Origin of the sequence: Streptococcus sp. NLN64 (assembly GCF_015831295.1) — a bacterium.
GTDB lineage: Bacteria > Bacillota > Bacilli > Lactobacillales > Streptococcaceae > Streptococcus.
On the sequence record NZ_JADXDQ010000001.1, the window covers coordinates 32,071 to 50,129 of the forward strand.

At 44.4% G+C, this 18,059-nt stretch carries 15 protein-coding genes; all 15 read left to right on the forward strand.

All coding sequences use genetic code 11. The features are described 5' to 3' along the window. The first annotated feature begins 129 nt into the window (after positions 1 to 129). The 15 genes from I2503_RS00290 to I2503_RS00360 all read left to right on the forward strand — a co-directional run bounded on the left by I2503_RS00290 (position 130) and on the right by I2503_RS00360 (position 18,058). On the forward strand, positions 130 to 504 hold the full coding sequence (locus tag I2503_RS00290) for an HK97-gp10 family putative phage morphogenesis protein (protein ID WP_196966629.1): 375 nt from the start codon (positions 130 to 132) through the stop codon (positions 502 to 504). After that, positions 494 to 883 carry a hypothetical protein gene (locus tag I2503_RS00295; RefSeq protein ID WP_196966631.1) on the forward strand — a complete coding sequence of 130 codons (390 nt, stop codon included), beginning with the start codon at positions 494 to 496 and terminating at the stop codon, positions 881 to 883. The genes I2503_RS00290 and I2503_RS00295 overlap by 11 nt, the downstream gene beginning before the upstream one ends. A gap of 13 nt (positions 884 to 896) precedes the next feature. Then, positions 897 to 1,382, forward strand: coding sequence for a phage major tail protein, TP901-1 family (locus tag I2503_RS00300; protein ID WP_196966633.1), 486 nt, complete (start codon positions 897 to 899; stop codon positions 1,380 to 1,382). A gap of 48 nt (positions 1,383 to 1,430) precedes the next feature. Then, a complete protein-coding gene (locus I2503_RS00305) occupies positions 1,431 to 1,781 on the forward strand; it encodes a tail assembly chaperone (protein WP_196966635.1) in 351 nt (116 codons plus the stop codon). A gap of 50 nt (positions 1,782 to 1,831) precedes the next feature. Further along, a complete protein-coding gene (locus I2503_RS00310) occupies positions 1,832 to 2,161 on the forward strand; it encodes a hypothetical protein (protein WP_196966636.1) in 330 nt (109 codons plus the stop codon). Then, positions 2,162 to 5,827 carry a tape measure protein gene (locus I2503_RS00315; protein WP_196966638.1) on the forward strand — a complete coding sequence of 1,222 codons (3,666 nt, stop codon included), beginning with the start codon at positions 2,162 to 2,164 and terminating at the stop codon, positions 5,825 to 5,827. Continuing rightward, complete coding sequence (locus I2503_RS00320; RefSeq protein ID WP_196966639.1) at positions 5,824 to 7,842, forward strand: distal tail protein Dit; 2,019 nt, start codon at positions 5,824 to 5,826, stop codon at positions 7,840 to 7,842. The genes I2503_RS00315 and I2503_RS00320 overlap by 4 nt, the downstream gene beginning before the upstream one ends. 165 nt (positions 7,843 to 8,007) lie before the next feature. Continuing rightward, a complete protein-coding gene (locus I2503_RS00325) occupies positions 8,008 to 13,506 on the forward strand; it encodes a peptidoglycan amidohydrolase family protein (RefSeq protein ID WP_196966640.1) in 5,499 nt (1,832 codons plus the stop codon). A 1-nt stretch (position 13,507) separates the two neighbouring features. Next, positions 13,508 to 15,514 carry a DUF859 family phage minor structural protein gene (locus tag I2503_RS00330; RefSeq protein WP_196966641.1) on the forward strand — a complete coding sequence of 669 codons (2,007 nt, stop codon included), beginning with the start codon at positions 13,508 to 13,510 and terminating at the stop codon, positions 15,512 to 15,514. 13 nt (positions 15,515 to 15,527) lie between these two features. Then, positions 15,528 to 15,896 carry a DUF1366 domain-containing protein gene (locus I2503_RS00335; protein WP_196966642.1) on the forward strand — a complete coding sequence of 123 codons (369 nt, stop codon included), beginning with the start codon at positions 15,528 to 15,530 and terminating at the stop codon, positions 15,894 to 15,896. A gap of 19 nt (positions 15,897 to 15,915) precedes the next feature. Continuing rightward, positions 15,916 to 16,062, forward strand: a complete 147-nt coding sequence (locus I2503_RS00340; RefSeq protein WP_247644650.1) for a CD1375 family protein — start codon at positions 15,916 to 15,918, stop codon at positions 16,060 to 16,062. A 1-nt stretch (position 16,063) separates the two neighbouring features. Further along, on the forward strand, positions 16,064 to 16,525 hold the full coding sequence (locus I2503_RS00345) for a phage holin family protein (RefSeq protein WP_247644651.1): 462 nt from the start codon (positions 16,064 to 16,066) through the stop codon (positions 16,523 to 16,525). Further along, on the forward strand, positions 16,509 to 17,246 hold the full coding sequence (locus tag I2503_RS00350) for a CHAP domain-containing protein (protein WP_196966644.1): 738 nt from the start codon (positions 16,509 to 16,511) through the stop codon (positions 17,244 to 17,246). Before I2503_RS00345 ends, I2503_RS00350 begins: the two co-directional genes overlap by 17 nt. A 43-nt stretch (positions 17,247 to 17,289) precedes the next feature. Further along, a complete protein-coding gene (locus tag I2503_RS00355; RefSeq protein ID WP_196966645.1) occupies positions 17,290 to 17,727 on the forward strand; it encodes a hypothetical protein in 438 nt (145 codons plus the stop codon). Positions 17,728 to 17,731: 4 nt separating this feature from the next. Beyond that, positions 17,732 to 18,058 carry a hypothetical protein gene (locus tag I2503_RS00360; protein ID WP_196966646.1) on the forward strand — a complete coding sequence of 109 codons (327 nt, stop codon included), beginning with the start codon at positions 17,732 to 17,734 and terminating at the stop codon, positions 18,056 to 18,058. Position 18,059: the final 1 nt, after the last annotated feature.

Genomic DNA, 18,059 nt, shown 5'->3' on the forward strand with positions numbered 1-18,059 from the left:
TGGTTGTACATATCAGAGAATATAGGGAAAAGGTCGACTCACTCGAATTGGAAGGTCGGCCTTTTACTATAGTCCAAAAACCAATCCACAGGAATGGCAAGACAATCTTTTATGTTAGCGAGGTGTTGAATGGCGATTCTAGAAATTAAAGGCGATGAACCATTGCTCAAGTATCTACAGACCGCTGCAAGCTTAAAAGCTCATAAAGAAGTTGTCAGAAAGCACGGCAGCAACCTCCAAAAAGGGGCTCAACGGCGAGCAACTTTCCGAGGACACTACCAGGGCAAGAAATTTATCAAACCCACTGGAGCTACCAAACGCTCAATCAAACTTCAAATCACTGACGGAGGTTTTGCGGCCAAGGTTGCAGCAGGAACACATTATTCTGGATATCTTGAAAAAGGGACTCGGAAAATGTCGGCGCAACCATTCATGCGGCCTGCATTTGAAGAAGTGCATCCTAAATTTGTTGATGATTTGAGGAGGGCTGGAATTGCTAAGTAAACAACCAGATCAACAACTCCATGATGAGTTGATTAAACGAACAAACAAGCTTGGACTTACTGCCTATCCATTTTTACCTAAAGAAGGGACACCTTATCCATTTATGGTTGTATCCTATGTACAGGTGAATCCGTACCCTACAAAAACACGCCTTCTGGGGAGTGTATCCGCCCAAGTGGATGTATGGGGAACAATTGAGGATAGGCGGTTGGTTTCTGATTGGATTGGTCGATTGATGGAAGAGTACTCAATGATACGGCATTTAGATGACCGTGAGTGGTCTTTGGACTTGTCGAGTCCTACGCAAATTATCAAGGATGATTCAACTGATGAAATGCTTTATCACGGCATTCTTGATTTGACTTTTAAATTTAGATAAAGGAGAAAGATACATGGCAAACCATGGTAAAGATAAAGTGCTTTTATTCCGTAAACTCGGAGATAGAAATGCAGCATCCAAGTTGGCTCTCCAAGTTGAGCATACTTGGAATTACGAACGATCTAATGAAGCAACAAAGACTAAAGACGGAGCTGTTGTTTCAGACGGTGGTCTAGAAGTGACGCTTGAACTCGAAGCGGTTGCTTCACGAGATGATTTGAATAAAATGTTGAAAGAATCTGTTGTCAAAGGATTCAAACTTGAGGTTTGGGAAATTGACCTTGCGGGAGAAAAGAAAGACAACAAATACCCAGCACTCTATGCACAGGGGTCGCTTTCTAACTGGGAAGTGCCAGCTAATGTCGAAGAACTTGAAACCTTTACAACAGAAATGGCTATCGACGGTGTACCACAAGAAGGTTATGCAACTTTGACTGCGGCTCAAGAAGCAGCTATTCGCTACGCCTTCCAAGACACAACAGCTATTCAAACTCAATAATTTTAGAGGGGCTAAACGCTCCTCTTTATCTTTTAAGGAGAAAAAACAATGAAACAAATTGAAATCAACGGAAAATCTTTTGACTTACATTACGGAATCGGCTTTATTCGTGAAATGGATAAACGCCACGAAGTGAATGGCAACGGTGTTTCTTTCGGTATGGGGATTCAAGCTGCGGTTATCTACCTTCAAGACTACAATCCAGTCATTCTTGCGGATATTATCCAAGCAGCAACTATCACTCTTCGTAATCGTCCATCAATTTCGGAAATTGAATTGTGGATTGAAGAGCAAGGGGATAACCTTGAGCAGGCTTTTGACGATTTTTTATCAGACTTAAAGACTGCGCCGATGACCAAACTAAAAGTCAAGAAAACTCTAGAAGCGATGGAGGCATAGAACCGAAAAAAACAACAGTGGCGAACGACTCTCAAGAAATTTATGAGGATATGTTAGCCTCTGTTTTTGCGTTTTTCGGGATTAGTGATTGGGCGGAAGCGAATCGGATTACCTTATTTGAATACCGAATCCGAAACCGTGGTCACATAATGGCACAACTAGATCGAGAAAAAGAACTCTACCTACAAGCCTTCCTGAACCGTGCTGTGAAAGCCACTTCCAAGGACGGCAAAAAATATACATTTCAGAAGTTCGGCGATTTCTACGACGAGAAAAAACGTTGGAACGAGAGACTTGGTAAAACTCAATCTGTTCCAGTCAATGAGAATTTGATTGCCATCGCTAAACGCATGCAAAACTACAAGAAAGGAGGGTATTAAATGAGCTCTACAAGTTATACAGTTGAAGCGATATTGAAGGCTAGAGATAGTGGTTTCTCAAGTGCTTTCAAGAAAGCTGAGAAGTCCGTGACTGGTTTAACGGGTATGGCTGGGAAAGTTGGGTCAGCTTTTAAGTCTGTCTTGGGGGCAAATCTTGTCAGCTCTGCTTTGACGTCTGGTATTGGAGCAGTTACATCCGGTATTGGTGGAATGGTTTCTGAATTGAATAGTTCTCAAAAAGCCTGGAAAACCTTTGAGGGAAATTTACAGGCTTTTGGGAAATCGAGTGCAGAAATTGCTTCAGCTAAGAAAGATATGCAGGACTTTGCCACCAAGACCATCTATTCTGCTTCGGATATGGCGAGTACTTATTCGCAATTGGAAGCTGTTGGTACTAAAAATGTAGGTAGTCTTGTTAAAGCATTCGGTGGTCTTGCTGCATCAGCTGAGAATCCAGCCCAGGCGATGAAATCTCTATCACAACAAGCTACTCAGATGGCTTCAAAACCCAAAGTAGCATGGCAAGATTTTAAAATCATGATGGAACAAGCTCCCGCTGGGATGGCGGCAGTCGCCAAAGAGATGGGGATGTCCACAGCTGAATTAGTTGCTGCTGTACAAGATGGGAAAATTAGCACTGAAGAATTCTTTGATGCCATGGAGCGAGCGGGTAATTCAGACGCTTTCCAAAAGATGGCTACGGAGTTTAAAACAGTAGACCAGGCTATTGATGGGGCAAAAGAAAGTCTTGCCAATAAGTTAATGCCAGCCTTCGAGGAGCTTAACAAATTTGGGATTAAAGCGGTAAACGCCATTTCTGATGCATTAGAGAAAATCAATTTCGATAAGATTGCTAGTCAATTAGGTAATTTTTTAAATGGAATCGATATCCAAGGTATCATCAACGGAATCGGCGCTACAATCGATAATGTCGTGACTAAAATCCAAGCCTTATGGAAGGAATTTGAGAAAACCGGAGCTGTAGATGCTTTTTCTCAAGCTGTTGAGGCTGTGGGAGGTGCGTTAGGACACATATTGGACAACGCAACCGCAGTCAGTGTAATGGAAACATTAGGCGAAACACTTGGGAGTATCGTAAAAACTGCTTCTGAAGTAGCAAAAGGGATAGGAGACTTTGTTTCTAAGTTGGATCCAGGGTTGATTCAAGGTTTTGCGAGTGGGTTAGTCGTTTTAGGCGGTGCTCTACTTGCTTTAAAAACAGGATTGACCATAGCCAAAGGATTGTCAAAAGCATTTGATTTTGGAAGCAAAATCGGTGGTCTAATCGGCAAGATATTCGGTCTCACAGGGGCTCAAGTTGCTAACGCTGGAGCAAGTGCAGGTATGGCTGCAGGTAATACTGCTGTCGGAACTACCGCAGGGGCGTCTGCTGGTTCAGTAATGAAACTTGGTGCAGCGGTACTTATGATTGGCGCAGGGGTTTTGATGGCGGCAGCAGGAGTCTATGTATTAGTTCAAGCAGCTATTCAACTGGCTAACGCAGGAACTGGAGCGCAACTTGCAATGTTAGCAATAGTCGGAGGAATCGCTCTATTAGCAGCAGGAGCAGCTTTAATTGGACCAGCTCTTACTGCAGGGGCTGTAGGGATGCTTGCTTTTGGTGCTGCGATCATGATGATAGGTATTGGAATTGGTGTAGCGACGGCCGGTATTGCTTTATTAGCGACTCAACTTCCTACAATCGCAATTTTTGGAGCCCAAGCAGCAGTCGCCTTCATGCAATTAGGTGCAGGGATGCTTATATTGGGTGCAGGGGCGCTTGTCGCTGGAGTCGGACTAACCATTGCAGCAGTTGGAGTTGTTGCCCTTGGTATTGCGGCAGTAGTTGCAGCAGTTGGAGTGTTGGCACTCGGAGCGGCTGCGGTAGTTTTAGGAGTCGGTATTGCAGTTGCTGCTGCAGGTTTATTGTTGATGACAACTACTTTGCCACCTATTGCTGCTCATGGAGCGGCAGCAGGAGCAGCTTTGGTTGCTCTCGGAGCTGGATTACTGGTAGTTGGTGCGGGAGCAATAGTTGCAGGAGTCGGCTTGACTGTTGTTGGAGCTGGAGCTCTTGTTGCTGCAGCCGGAGCAATTGCATTAGGAGCTGGATTGGTGGTTGCAGGGGCTGGTGTAGCAGTCTTTGGAGCTGGTCTTAAGGCAGCCGGTCCGGGATTGGATACATTTGCTAATGCTGTTAAGAAAGTCGTTGATGCAATTAGTGGTGGTTTGTCAAGCATCTTGGATTCAATCGCTGGAGTTATTGAATCGGTAGGCAAAGCTGCGTTGAATGCCGGAAAGGGCTTCAATCAACTTGCTGATGGAGTTGTTAAGATAACTAACACTAAATTAGGTGATATGGCAGCGTCTCTTGCAGCAGTTGCGACAGGGATCGGCAGCATTGCCAAACATGCTAGCAGTATGACTACTCTTGGCACTGCAATGACTCAGGTTGGAACTGCTATGACGACATTTTCCGCTGGCGCTACTAGTTCAGTAGCTGCTATGACGGCATTTGGAACTGCAATTTCAACATTAAAATCTAGCTTTGAAACACTTCCTGTAACGATGACAACGGCGGCTACTGCTTTTGCTACATTTTCATCTCAAGCAGTAGCAGGAATGGCAGGATTGTCTGCTATCAATGCGCCAATCACTCTGTTTAAAACACAGATTACTTCGATTGGTCCAGCTTTGCTGTTGGCGGGAGCAGGCATTACCTTATTTGCCACCCAGCTAACTCTTGTCGGCGCTTCTGTTGGTACTGTTACAGCAGGATTTACCGCTTTGAGCATGGCTTTAACCATGGTTACTGCTAGCATGCTACAGATTGGTTCAAGCGCAACTCAAGTAGTTGGGCAGTTGAACGGAATTCCAGGAGCAACCCAAGCAGTTGCCTCTGCATTTAATTCCATGAGTAGTCAAGTGCAGTCAGCCATGAACCGTGCCTTACAGGCCGTTATTTCAGTCGGAAACCGTATGAAAACTCAAGGGCGTCAGATTGGTCAACAGACTGCTCAAAACCTCGCACAGGGAATTAGAAGCGGTTCTGGGCAGGTTTCTAGTGCTATGAGTTCACTGGTACAAGCTGCTGTATCGAGAGCGCAGGCTGGAGTCGGTGCTATGCGAAACGCAGGGGCTATGATTGGCCAAGGTTTGGCTCAAGGTATGCTTTCAGCTTTGGGTGCAGTTACGGCTGCTGCTGATGCACTTGTCGCTCAAGCAGAGCGTGCAGCTCAAGCTAAAGCCAAAATTCACTCTCCGTCTCGATTATTCCGTGATGAGGTTGGTATCTTTATTGGCCAAGGTATGGCAGTCGGTATTGAAAAGAGTGCCAAGTACGTCACTGGAGCAATTGACGGCCTTGTCGATGAGGCTAGTCAAATCGATTTGCGTTTGGATGACTTGTTTGACAACCGATTGAATTATCGAGCTAATCTTGGGGAAATCAAAGGCGATATTACCCATCAACTTGTCAATAGACGTGAGGAACGTCGATTTGATGCATTAAGTGAGGCTCTTGAAGTGATTCAAGCTTCACTTGAACGTGATACCGTTCTTAATATCAACGGTCAAGAATTTGCAAGAGCAACTGGCCGTGACATGACTTTGTACCAAGCTAATGAATCACGGATCAATAAACTATTGAGGGAAGGTAGACGATGATAGACGAAAAAATCATTATGACTTACAACGATGTGAACTTTAGTGATTTGATTGACATCATCTCAGTTGAAAGAGACATCGGAAACAAGCGAGATGTCGCCACTAACTCAGCCCTAACTTTAGGTGCTACGGTTAATCGTGTAAAATTCGGAATGAAGGAAATTCGAGTCCGATTTTCTTTAGCTTCGGTGAAACTTTCCAGTATTCAATTTGTGGATACAACACAAGAAGTTGAACCACGCTATCAAAACTTGAACAAACTAAGAGAAAAGATTGCGGGGCTGCTACATACGGCAGTCCCTTTAAAATTGGAATTCTCTGATGAACCAGATCGCTACTATTGGGCTTTACCTGATGGGGATATTACACTCGGATCAATCACAACTTGGTATGACGAGGGGACAATTACTTTCTTAGTTCCAGATGGAGTTTCACATTCAACCACTTACAAAGAAGTCACAACTCACCGAGTGGAAAGCGACCGAATTGTTTACACTGTTGAAAATCAAGGGACAGTAGAGGCTTTCCCAATTATCGAGGTGGAGCACGAAGAAGAAAATGGCTATCTAGCTTTCGTAAACAAGGAAGGTATTAGCGCCTTTGGAAATGAGGCGGCAGATGACGCAGCAAATTGGGTTCGTCCTTCTGAACCTTTGCTAGATTTCAAATCAGGTAGGTTGTTCAATAGTGTGTCACTTCCAACCAGTGTCTACGGTGGTGGTTCATCAGCAGGAAGTGGTGCTATATCTACTTACCAATCGAATAATGATCGTGGCTATATCTTCAATATCAGTGTAGAAGTTGTCAGTCAAAATACTGGATCACGGACTAGTCAAGTCCGTGTACGAGGTTATCTAACAAATAAAGGTTGGACCTTTGCCCTTTATGATATTCGAGCAAGCGTAACAATCGCTGGTCAGACTTTCAGCTATTCAGGTAGACCGCCAATGTTACAAAATAACTCAAGATTGGATTTGATTGATAAAACAATCACTGTAAGTGGTGATTCTGTGAGTGTGTCGGGTTATCTCCAAGGGGGAGGAGGCTGGTCTCCTAATCGTTTAACGGTTGGGGCGAAGACCTTCCGCCTACCACGGATGGCGACATCTTCGTCTCAACCAGGTTATACTCAGGCAGTTGGCCCGAACTTGGCGCAAAAAAACGTTGCACCTACGAACGATTCAGCTTTGCTCAAACTTGGAGCACCGACAGGTTCCCTAAGAATCGAAAATGTTTGGGGGCGAAATCACATCACGCTGAGTTCGATTGGGGCTACAGGACAAAATACATCCGCAAGTTCAGCAAGTCTAACTTGGGCGCTACCTGGAAGCGAACGCTCTACAAGTGAATACATTTGGTGGCGTCAAATTTTTTGGCTAGGCAAAACGAACCAACAAGGATGGATTAAACTGATCGTGACGGATGACAGTAATAACTTCCTTTACGGAGTCGAGACCATAAAAATCGGAGACGACTTTAAAACCAAGTACAACTTTTTTGCGACGGATGGCAAGGGTGGTTATGACATTCTTAAGAGTTGGGAATTTGAGCCCGACCATAAAAATGAACACAATCCATTTAATAAGGACCGCGGTTGGTCTGACTTGGAACGCAAGGACGACCAAGTCGATGTTTATTGGTTTGGCTCCAGACATCGCGTAAGTGTACCGAACATCAAAGGGAAGAAAGCTGGTAAGGTGCATGTAGTTTGGGCTGGATTTGAAGGCAAAGAGTGGCCCAATCATATGTACCTAGATGAACTCTATGTCCGTATGGACTTCGGGAATAAGTTCAATCAAAAACCTACCAACCCGTTTGGAAAACAATCAGAAGTGGTTATCAATTCAGAAGACGACACGATCCAGTTGGATGGGGTTATGAATGCCAATCTATTGGTTGATGGCGCTGGATTCATTCGAATCCCTCCAGGAGAATCAGAATTGCAGTTCTATGCGTCCAAATGGACCAAGAAAATGCCGAAAGTACGGATAAGATTTGAAGAGAGGTGGTTATAGTTGTTATTAACAATCCATGACGCAAATTTGAAAAAAGTAGCATTTGTTGAGAATGACAAATCCGGAACTCTTAATTTTTTCGGAGACTCTTGGATTAGATACCTTGAATCAACATCGTCTGTCTTTACTTTCTCAGTCTTTAAAAAATCCTTGCAGTACGACACGATGATCTCAAAGACTTATAACGTTTTGAATGAACGGTCTTTTGTCTCTTTTCATTACAAAGGTCGCACCTATCTCTTTAATGTGATGAGTGTGAAAGAGTCTAGCGAGGTTATTGAATGTTATTGTGAGTACTTATCCCTTGAATTGACGAATGAGTACATGGGTGCTTATAAAGCGGAAAAGGCGATGAGTTTCATCGATTACATGAATCTCTGGGGGATGGTTGAAAATAACGCCATCACAATCGGGATTAACGAGGTAAAGGATCAACAACGCAAACTGGAGTGGGAAGGTGAAGACACCGCGCTGAATCGATTGCTTTCAATTGCCAATAAGTTCGATGCGGAAGTAGAATTGGTCACTAAGCTTAAACCTGATTCCTCGCTTGATTCATTTGTCTTAAATATTTACAAAGCAAACAATGGCAAAGATATTCAGGGTGTCGGAAAACGGCGCTCTGATATTCTTTTGCAGTATGGTCGGAATGTAAAAGACATTACTAGGACAATTGACAAGACTGAGATTTTCAATGCGGTTATGCCCATCGGTACTTCAAGTCAATCCACCGACGATGCCAAGAAAACAACCGCAGCCAAACAAGCGAGCGGTGGCAAGGCAACTTACACTGGTTCTGAAATCAAGTATGGCGGGAAAACCTTGTCTAAAGAAAATCTGTCTAAGATTGTGGACTACTGTCGTAAAAACGACTTGTTGATCTCAGGGGTTATCTGCCAGCTTTACCTTGAGAGTAACTGGGGGAACTCAAACGTTGCAAAGATGGACAACAACTGGTCCGGTATGAGCGGTGGAGCGCAGACTCGCCCTTCTGGAGTAGTTGTTACAACGGGGTCCTGGCGTCCTGCCAATGAAGGTGGGACTTATATGCACTATGCCAACCTTGATGACTTCTTCAAGGACTACACCTATCTTTTGGCTCACCAAGGGATTTATGCTGTCAAAGGGAAGAAAGACATTGAAGGTTATACCAGCGGGCTTTTTCGTTCCGGTGGCGCCAAGTATGACTACGCAGCCGCTGGTTACGGTCATTATATCGGTCTTATGCGTTCAATTCGTAGTGGAGTCAACTCTGCTAACAATGGTGTTTTAGATAAGCTAGACCGTGGGGAGTTAGTCGGTAATATCACCAGCACACCCGATAAACATTCAGCTACTTCTGACCCACGAATCGATAAGATGATTCAGTGGTTTGAAGCACGGCAGGGGAAAGTCCAATATTCAATGGACGTAGGTCTCCGTGGTGGACCAAATTACTACGACTGTTCATCGGCTATTTACTTTGCTATGCAACACGCTGGATTTACGGGTATTGGTACTTGGGCCTTCTCTACAGAGACGGAACATGATGCCTTAAAACGTGCCGGATTCCAGTTGGTTGCTGAGAATCGTTCAATCCCACTTCAACGTGGCGACATCATTATATGGGGAAAACGTGGATTCAGTGCAGGGGCTGATGGGCATACAATGGTCATGAAGAATAACAGCGATATTATTCACTGTAATTTCCGCCACAATGGAATTTCCACCAACAACTATGAAGCTTATCTTCGTGGTATGGGACGAGCTATCTATACTTATGTTTACCGTTTGCCGAACCAAAAAGGGGCAGGAGAAGTTGCTCCTAAGGTGCAAGCGGCGCTCCGAAAAGCGGACGGTTTGAAAAATCGGAGCGTCGGAAACGGCGAGTGTTACGGTTTCGCTGCTTGGTACGCAAAAGAACTCGGTGGCCCAGGTCTTGGAGCTGGATTCCCAATGCACGATGTGATTGGCGATACTATGGCGGCTGCAAATATAGCTGAAGGGTATAACTGGGCCAAGTTCGGTTGGAAAGTTGTTCGAGGCAGTGGTGATATTCGAGCTGGAGGTCTCTATACCGTACACGCTAATAACGCCGCTGCTGGAACCAATATTTGGGGTCACGTTGGGGTCATTAAGTCTGTATCCGGCGATAAAGTCACAGTTCTTGAACAGAACTACGGCGGCAAGCGCTACGTTGTTCAGAACACCTATAATATGGCAACCTTCAAAGGTTTCACAAAAGCTGTTGTATACCCTCCAGAATTAGCAGGTGGTGCCAACATCAATGAAGCGCCAAAACCTGCTGAACCTAAGAAAGAAGAAGCTAAAGCTGCAGCAAGTACAGGCACCGAAGTCGTAGAAGTCAAAGTGGACCCGAAACGCTATCAAGAGTGGAAGAATGAGAAGGGCCAAGTGGAGTTCTATCTCAAGAATGGTGTCCTCTATGCACCTTTATCTCGGGATCTTTACCCGTCTGTTCTGACTGGTAAGGAAACCAGTGATAACTGGATTCGTAAAGACATGAAGATTGAGACAGACTCTCAAGATGTCTTGATTTCAAGTGCTCTTCGGGAACTCCGTAAGCACGCTTATCCAAAGATTACTTATGAAGTAGACGGATATGTGGACCTTGAAATCGGGGATACTGTCAAGATTCGAGACGAAGGTTTCACACCAACGCTTATCTTGCAAGCCCGAGTTTCTGAACAAACTATTTCCTTCACCAATCCAGCCAATAACAAAACGGTCTTTTCAAACTTCGTAGCCCTAGAAAACAAGGTTTCTAAAAACCTAATGGCCGAACTTGAAAAGATGGTGGAAGATGCACGTCCTTACGAAATTCGCTTAACAACGGATAACGGAGTTTCCTTTAAAAACAGCAATGGGTCGTCGTTACTTACTGCTCAATTGTTTAAAGGAAGAAGTGAGCGTCAGGCAGTCTTTATCTTCAAGGACCTGGAGGATAATTTCCTTGGAACCAATCAACAGTTGGAAGTTAAAGCAGAAGACATTAAAAATGTCTTGAATGTGGTTGTCGAAGCCTATGTGAACAATGTCTTGGTCGCAACAACCGACATCAGTTTCACCAATACCAGAGACGGAACTGTCGGGAAAGCAGGTCCAAAAGGCGCAGACGGACGAACCCCGTACTTCCACACCGCTTGGGCAGATACTGAAGATGGTCGCTTGAATTTCACGGTTGAGGATTCCGCAAATAAGGAATTTATGGGGACCTACACAGACTACACACCAGAAGATTCTACGGATCCTGGCATGTACAAGTGGGTCAAGGTTCGTGGTGATGACGGTCAGGATGGCCGAGGGGTTGTTAGCTATAAGAACTACTATGCATTGTCCGAGAGCGCAGATGCAGTAAGTGTCCCGAAAGGGAACCTTTTGCTTGAGAGTGACGTGAAACGTGAGACTACTAATCACGCTATCCCAGATTATGTACTTTCTGAAAGACTCGTTCCTGGTAAAACGTACACTCTCTGTATTTTCTGGTTTAGGGATGCTAAGGCGACAAGTCGTAAAAACTATACTCCGATGGCTTACCTAAACGGTGACTTGATTCAACTAGTAGCACCAGTTAATACAAATAATATGCAGAACTCTCCTTCTCATTTCAAGTTTGAACCTGGAGGACGATATGCTACGTTCACAGTTCCTAGCCTTGAGACTATGAGTGAGGAACAGCGACAAAACTTTAACAGAGATGAGCATTTTATTCGTATATTGAGACACGGTTCAGAATCTAGCAAAGACCAGAATGATACAAATGCAAGTATTGTCCAGTCTGTTAATTATGCCACCCTGGTTGAAGGAACAATTCCTCTAAAAGAACCTGTTAAATCCGACAAAGAACTTGGTTGGGTGCCTGATGTTTTGGCAGTCACTCCTGAAAAACGATTCCTGTGGTATTACCGCATGGAACAATACTCAGATGGTTCCGTCAAGACGACAGAGCCTATTCTACTTGCGGTTCATGGCGAGAAAGGTCAAGATGGTCGAAACGGTCGAAACGGTAAAGATGGTAAAAATGGCCGCGATGGAGCTGACGGTGCACCAGGAAAAGACGGGCGAGATGGTAAAGACGGCGTCCAAGGTCCGAAAGGTGACAAGGGTGATAAAGGGGACCAAGGAGCAGTTGGCCCACGAGGTGAACGAGGGCTCCAAGGTCTTCAAGGTCCAAAGGGTGAACAAGGGATTCCTGGACAGAAAGGAATCGATGGGAAGACACAGTACACTCACATCGCCTACGCCGACACCAATCTTGGCGGTGGATTCTCCCAGACCACCAATGGCTCCAAAGCCTACATCGGAATGTATGTGGACTTCGAGGAAGCGGATAGTCCAAATCCGTCTCGCTATCGCTGGACAAAAATTAAAGGCGATAAAGGAGACAAGGGAGACCGTGGCGCCCAAGGAATTAAAGGAGACCAAGGTGTTCCTGGTCCTAGAGGTTCTGATGGTAGGACACCGTATTTCCACGTTGCTTACGCCAATAGCGAGGATGGTCGAAAAGATTTTTCTGTAGATATTGCGTCCGGTCGTCGATATATCGGCACTGTTACAGACTTTAATCAAGCGGACCCTACAAATCCATCTGCTTACAAATGGACATTGATAGCGGGGGATTTGGATATTGGCGGACGCAATCTTTTCTTGAATTCAAGATTTAATTTTGATTTAAAGAAGCGTTATTCAACTTATAGTCTTGCCGACGATTCTTTACAAACCCAAGGGCAATTAGTAGTTTCCATTGATAAAGAAACTAGGTTTAGAGGGGTAAACACCTTGAAAATTGTTTCAACTTTCAATGGAAGGCGTAACAATCAAAAGATAACTTTTGCAACCGGAGGCGATACTCGTCTTTCAACTGAAGATGAGATGAAGAATCAAAGCGTTATGATTAGCTTTTGGGCTAAAGCTTCTGTAGCTAACACTATTTTTGCATGTCGTTCCGGTTTTAGAAGTCCTACAAAAGAACTAAGGTTGTCAACAGAATGGACCTACTACAGTTTCCAACTTACAGAAAATCTTAATTCTAATGCCACTAATGAAGTTATCATGCATGTTTGGTCACAGGCTACCGTTTGGATTGCGCTTCCTAAAGTAGAACTCGGATTGGTTTCTACAGACTTTACAGAAGCTCCAGAAGATTTGTGGGAAGCGATGTCAGCTAAAGCCGACGCAGAACTGACCACCGAACAAATCAACCGACTCAACGAGCAAGCAGGTATCCTGATTGCGGAGTTGGAAGCAAAGGCATCGGCCGACGTTATGGCCCAGTGGATGGAGACAGTTAAAAATCAATTTGACAGTGTAAAGCGAGGACAACAGGAAACTGAGCAAGCTCTTATCTCGGATAGTCAGAGGATCATTGCTCTTCAACAGAATATTGGAGATATGAAAATCCGAACTGACTTCATGGATACTTTTTTCAGTCAAAGCAATGACGGCTTGATTCTAGGTCGGAAAGATGGTTCTTCGGCGGTTCGAGTAACTAATGACCGGATTTCTTTCGTGTCCGCAGGTAAAGAGGTGGCCTTCATCTCACAAGGTGTGCTCCAGATTGACAACGGGGTCTTTGTAAAAAGTCTCCAAGTCGGGCGTTTTCGCTTGGAACAACACCAGTCTAATCTTGATATGAATGTCATCAGATATGTAGGAGGTTTATAGTATGGCAGAATTTTGGTCAAATGATGACCGTGGCTTTCGTCTTAGGGTATGGTTGGATACCACCTCCCAAGATGTAGAAGCTAATACCAGTCAAATTCGTGTACGGGCGCATCTCTTGAATAGAGGCTGGACTTTCACGGGTTATCAAATCAATGCGAGTGTAACGGTAGATGGGCAAACGGTGTCTTACTCTGGTTCACCCGCTATGCTTTCAAATAACTCTAGTATCCAGCTGATAGACAAGACCATCACAGTCACTCACAATGACGATGGTTCTAAGACAGCTAATATGACCGCACGTTTGCAAGGTGGGGGAGGTTACTCCCCTAACACCTTGACTATTGGCCAGCAGGGCTACAAGTTGGCAGATATTGCGAGAGCGAGTTCAGCGACAGTTCCAAGTGGGGTTATTGGCTCGCAAATGACCATTACCATTCAACCGGTAAAAGCTGGATACACCCACACCGTTCGCTATGAGTTTGGGAGTAAATCTGGAACGATTGCATCCAATGTGGCAACTTCAGCTAACTGGACACCACCCATGGATCTCTGTGACCTCTACCCAAACGCAACAACAGGAACGGGTCAAATCCATGTTGATACCTATAGTGGTGGCAGGAAGTTAGGGACTCGGTCTTTTGCTACTAATGTTACAATTCCAGATTCTGTCAAACCAACACTTAGCAATTTCAGTCTGTCTGAAGGGAGCGACGTGGTAAAACGTAAGCTACCCGATGGACCATTTGTTCAAATCCTATCTAAGGTCAAGGTTAACTTTGGCGTAGCTCATGGTGTCCGAGGGTCAACCATTACCGGTTATAAAGCAGTTGTTTTAGGCAGCAACCAAACTGTCACAGAAAACAACGGAACTTTTGGAGTTATCGATCGCAGCGGTGAGGTGACGATTCGGGCCACTGTTATTGATAGTCGTGGCCGTGAATCCGCTCCAGTCGATAAAAAAGTTCGATTTGAGCCATACCATGCTCCGATTCTGTCTTTCAGTGTTAAACGGACCGGAGCCTTGCAAGATGTCCTGAATATTAATAGGAACGCCAAGGTCGCAAGCCTTGGAAACAAAAACCGCATGAAGTTGAGGTTCTTTGCGGCGAAAGGTCTATCATCCAACTTCAGTGCAGCAAATGGCTCCGCCGCTGGCGAATGGACCTCTACTTTTGAATTTATCAACGCGGAGGCTCAGCTCACTGGTAGCTACTCCGGAACCAGTTCCTGGACGATTAAAGGGGTTTTGGAGGATTCCTTCACCTCTACAGAATTTGTCTATCAAGTTCCGCCAGAACAAGTAGTTCTGTCTTATACACCGGATGGCGTTGGAATCAAAAAACCATGGGAACGTGGAGCGGTAGATGTTGCTGGTGATGTGTTTGTAAATAATAGAATGATCCAAATGACAGCATTAACGGATAAAGACGGAACTTTATTCGAGAAAGGGCGAATAACTGGAAATCCAAACAATCCTTGGGTGACGGACCTTAACTTGGTCACGACAACAGGATTCTACTGGTGTACCAATTCAGCTAAAAATTTGCCAATTTCTTCTTGGGGACTCTTACAAGCATTTCGTACCCAAAGGGGTAGTGATAAGTGGGAGACTACACAACAATTCACCTCCACGGATTTAAGGGTCTTTGTCAGAAACTGCAACAACTCTGGCATCTGGAAAAGCTGGAGAGAGATTGGGGCAGAGAAACCAGAACCCCCAAAACCTCAATGGGTGGAACTCCAGGAGGGTGTCAGTGTAAAACGAATTGGTGAGATTGTCACTATCAAGCTGGTAGAAATTAAGTTGGCTAAAGGAACTGATATGAGGTTTACACCCCTTCCTGAAGAATATAGACCCCCATACCGGATTATGGAAAATATTGCAATGTGGACAGTCAACAATGAGATTGCGAAACTTCAAATCCAGGAAACAGGCGATTGGTCGTTCTTAGGTGGGACAATCAGAAACAATTACGTCGTCAATGCCCAAATCACATTTACAGTTTAGAAAGGAACACACTATGAAACTTGAATACCAATCAAAATCTTTACGTTACGGAGCGGATGGACAACCATCCAAGGCTCAAATCAATCTTGGTAATGCGGAAGGTGCGGTCTATCCAGTCTTTCTTAGTCCAGATGTGATTGAGAAGTCTGATAGCGAACTCTACGAGTTGGCACTGGATGAAATCTACAACCAGAACTTCCCGCAACGGGCTGAGAATGAGAAGTTCAATATCATGGGTGAAAAAATCGCCCAGTTTGATGAGATGATGGATAAAATGCAAAAAGCACTAGATGAATCTGAGAAGATGATTCAAACTGTCAGCATGACCGTCAATGAAATTATTTTTAATAATGATGAAGATACTACAGAGATTGAAGAATAGGTTTAGCGGAGGAATAGCGATGATGATTAACTTTTTTGCAATGCAGATTGAACGTGGATGGATTACTATTGAGCAAGTACCAAAGCGGTATCGTGCTAAGGTGAAAGAACTTTTAGAACTATCTGGAATCGAATCTGAAACAAAAGCAGAGGGGGGAGTGGAATAGGATGTACCAACCGATTCTGCCTGACTTAGTAGCCAGTGATTTATTCCTACATTTAAGGGGGCTGGTCAACAGCCCCTATATTCACGCCTTTTGGTGGTTGATGTGGACTGATATTATCACGGGTTATGTTAAGGCGATGAAAACAAAAACTTTTGATAGCAAGACAGGGACTTTGGGTATGCTTCGGCATATCCTAGTCTTTGCGACAATCATTATCGTTGCGACTTATTCAAGGGCTTTGGGGGTTCGGCCTTTTGGAATTGCTTGGGTTATGTTTTTCAATTTTAACTATTTAGGTTCGATAGTTGAGAATTGGGAAGTTATCGGTCTAGGTTTCCCAGAATTCCTAAAACCCTACATCAACCAGAAAAAGAAAAAGGCCAATCAACTGGCGCAGTCTTTGGTTGAAGCCAACTTGAATATTGAAGATAAAGGAGAAAATACAGATGGCAACACTAAATGATGTAATTGGATTTGGGAGAAATCTTGCAGACAATGGAATTGGTTGGGACCAGGATGGTTATTTCGGTACGCAATGCGTGGACTTGCCGAACGGAATTGCTAGTCAGTTCTTTGGTAAAACCCTTTGGGGAAATGCGATTGATCTACTCAATGCAGCAGCAGGCCTTGGATGGGAAGTGGAGTACAATGAGGTTGGAAATGTCAATTCCAAGCCACGAGCTGGTGCGGTTTTTGTCATGGATACAACCTATATTTGGGGACACCCCTACGGTCATACAGGTTTAGTTATTGCAGATTCTGATGGTTATACCATGCAGACTATTGAACAAAACATTGATGGTAATGCGGACAGCTTAATTGTAGGAGGTCCAGCTCGCTACACTACCCGGGGGTTTGATGGAGTTGTGGGATGGTTCTATTATCCAATCTCAGACTCACCAGCGCCAGTGACTCCAAGTGCGACAGGAGACGGTACAATTCACGAAGAGACAGGAACTTTCACTGTAGAAGTTTCAGCTTTGAATGTGCGCGCAGCAGCCGGACTTAGTGCAGAAGTGGTTGCAGTTTACACACCAGGACAAAAAATCTCCTATGATGGTTATTGTGACCTTGATGGCTACATCTGGATCACTTATATCGCCCAGTCTGGCAATCGTCGCTATGTTGCAGTTGGCCAATCCGAAAATGGCCGCCGTGTAACTAGTTTCGGTTCTTTTGAATAGATGAAAGGGGTCGGATTCGACTCCTTTTTTTATGGAGGGATTTATGAAAACATCCAACCAAACGAAATTAGAGCGTCAATCGGGACGTAAAATCAAGCAAGGGGATACCTCTTCCGTCTTCCGCTACCAACTATCCACCCATGACGAAAAAGCCCTTTCTGGACCTGCTAGGGTGCAATTAATCCATACTGACAAGGGCATGCTTGAGATTGAAACGGAGGTTGTGGATAACGTCGTAGAGTTCAAGCTAGAAAAAGCTTTACCGATTGGAACTTACACAGTCGAAGTCGAACACGGCGGATATGTTTTTCCATCTTCAAATTCTGAAACCATCCAAGTCAACGAGAACTTGGGTGAGTTTGTTTCTGATAAGGGGATCGAACTCTATTCTTTGAGAGAGATTGTTAAAAAGTACGTAGAGGAAACCAAGGATGAAGAAACCCCTGATTTGCTTTTATTTTATAATTTAGGAAAGGTTTAAAGATATGTCACTAAATACAGGGAAACTAACCGCATTCGCACAGGCGGTCGGTGTCGATTACAAAGAATTGAAGCAGATGCTTGGCGACAAAGTCAGCACTTCAGACTTAAACACAGCTATCGAGCAAGCCAAAACCGCTGTCAAATCCGAATTGCTAGGTGAAGGAGTTCCAGAACAATTCGATACACTGAAAGAAATCGCAGACGCTATTACAAATATGAGCGGTGGAACAGAAGCAGGAGTGGTCGCTAAATTGGCAGAACTCGGCCAAAAACTAGACGATATCGAAGCGCTAGATTTGGTTTCAGTCTACAATCAAGCAAAGGCCTAAA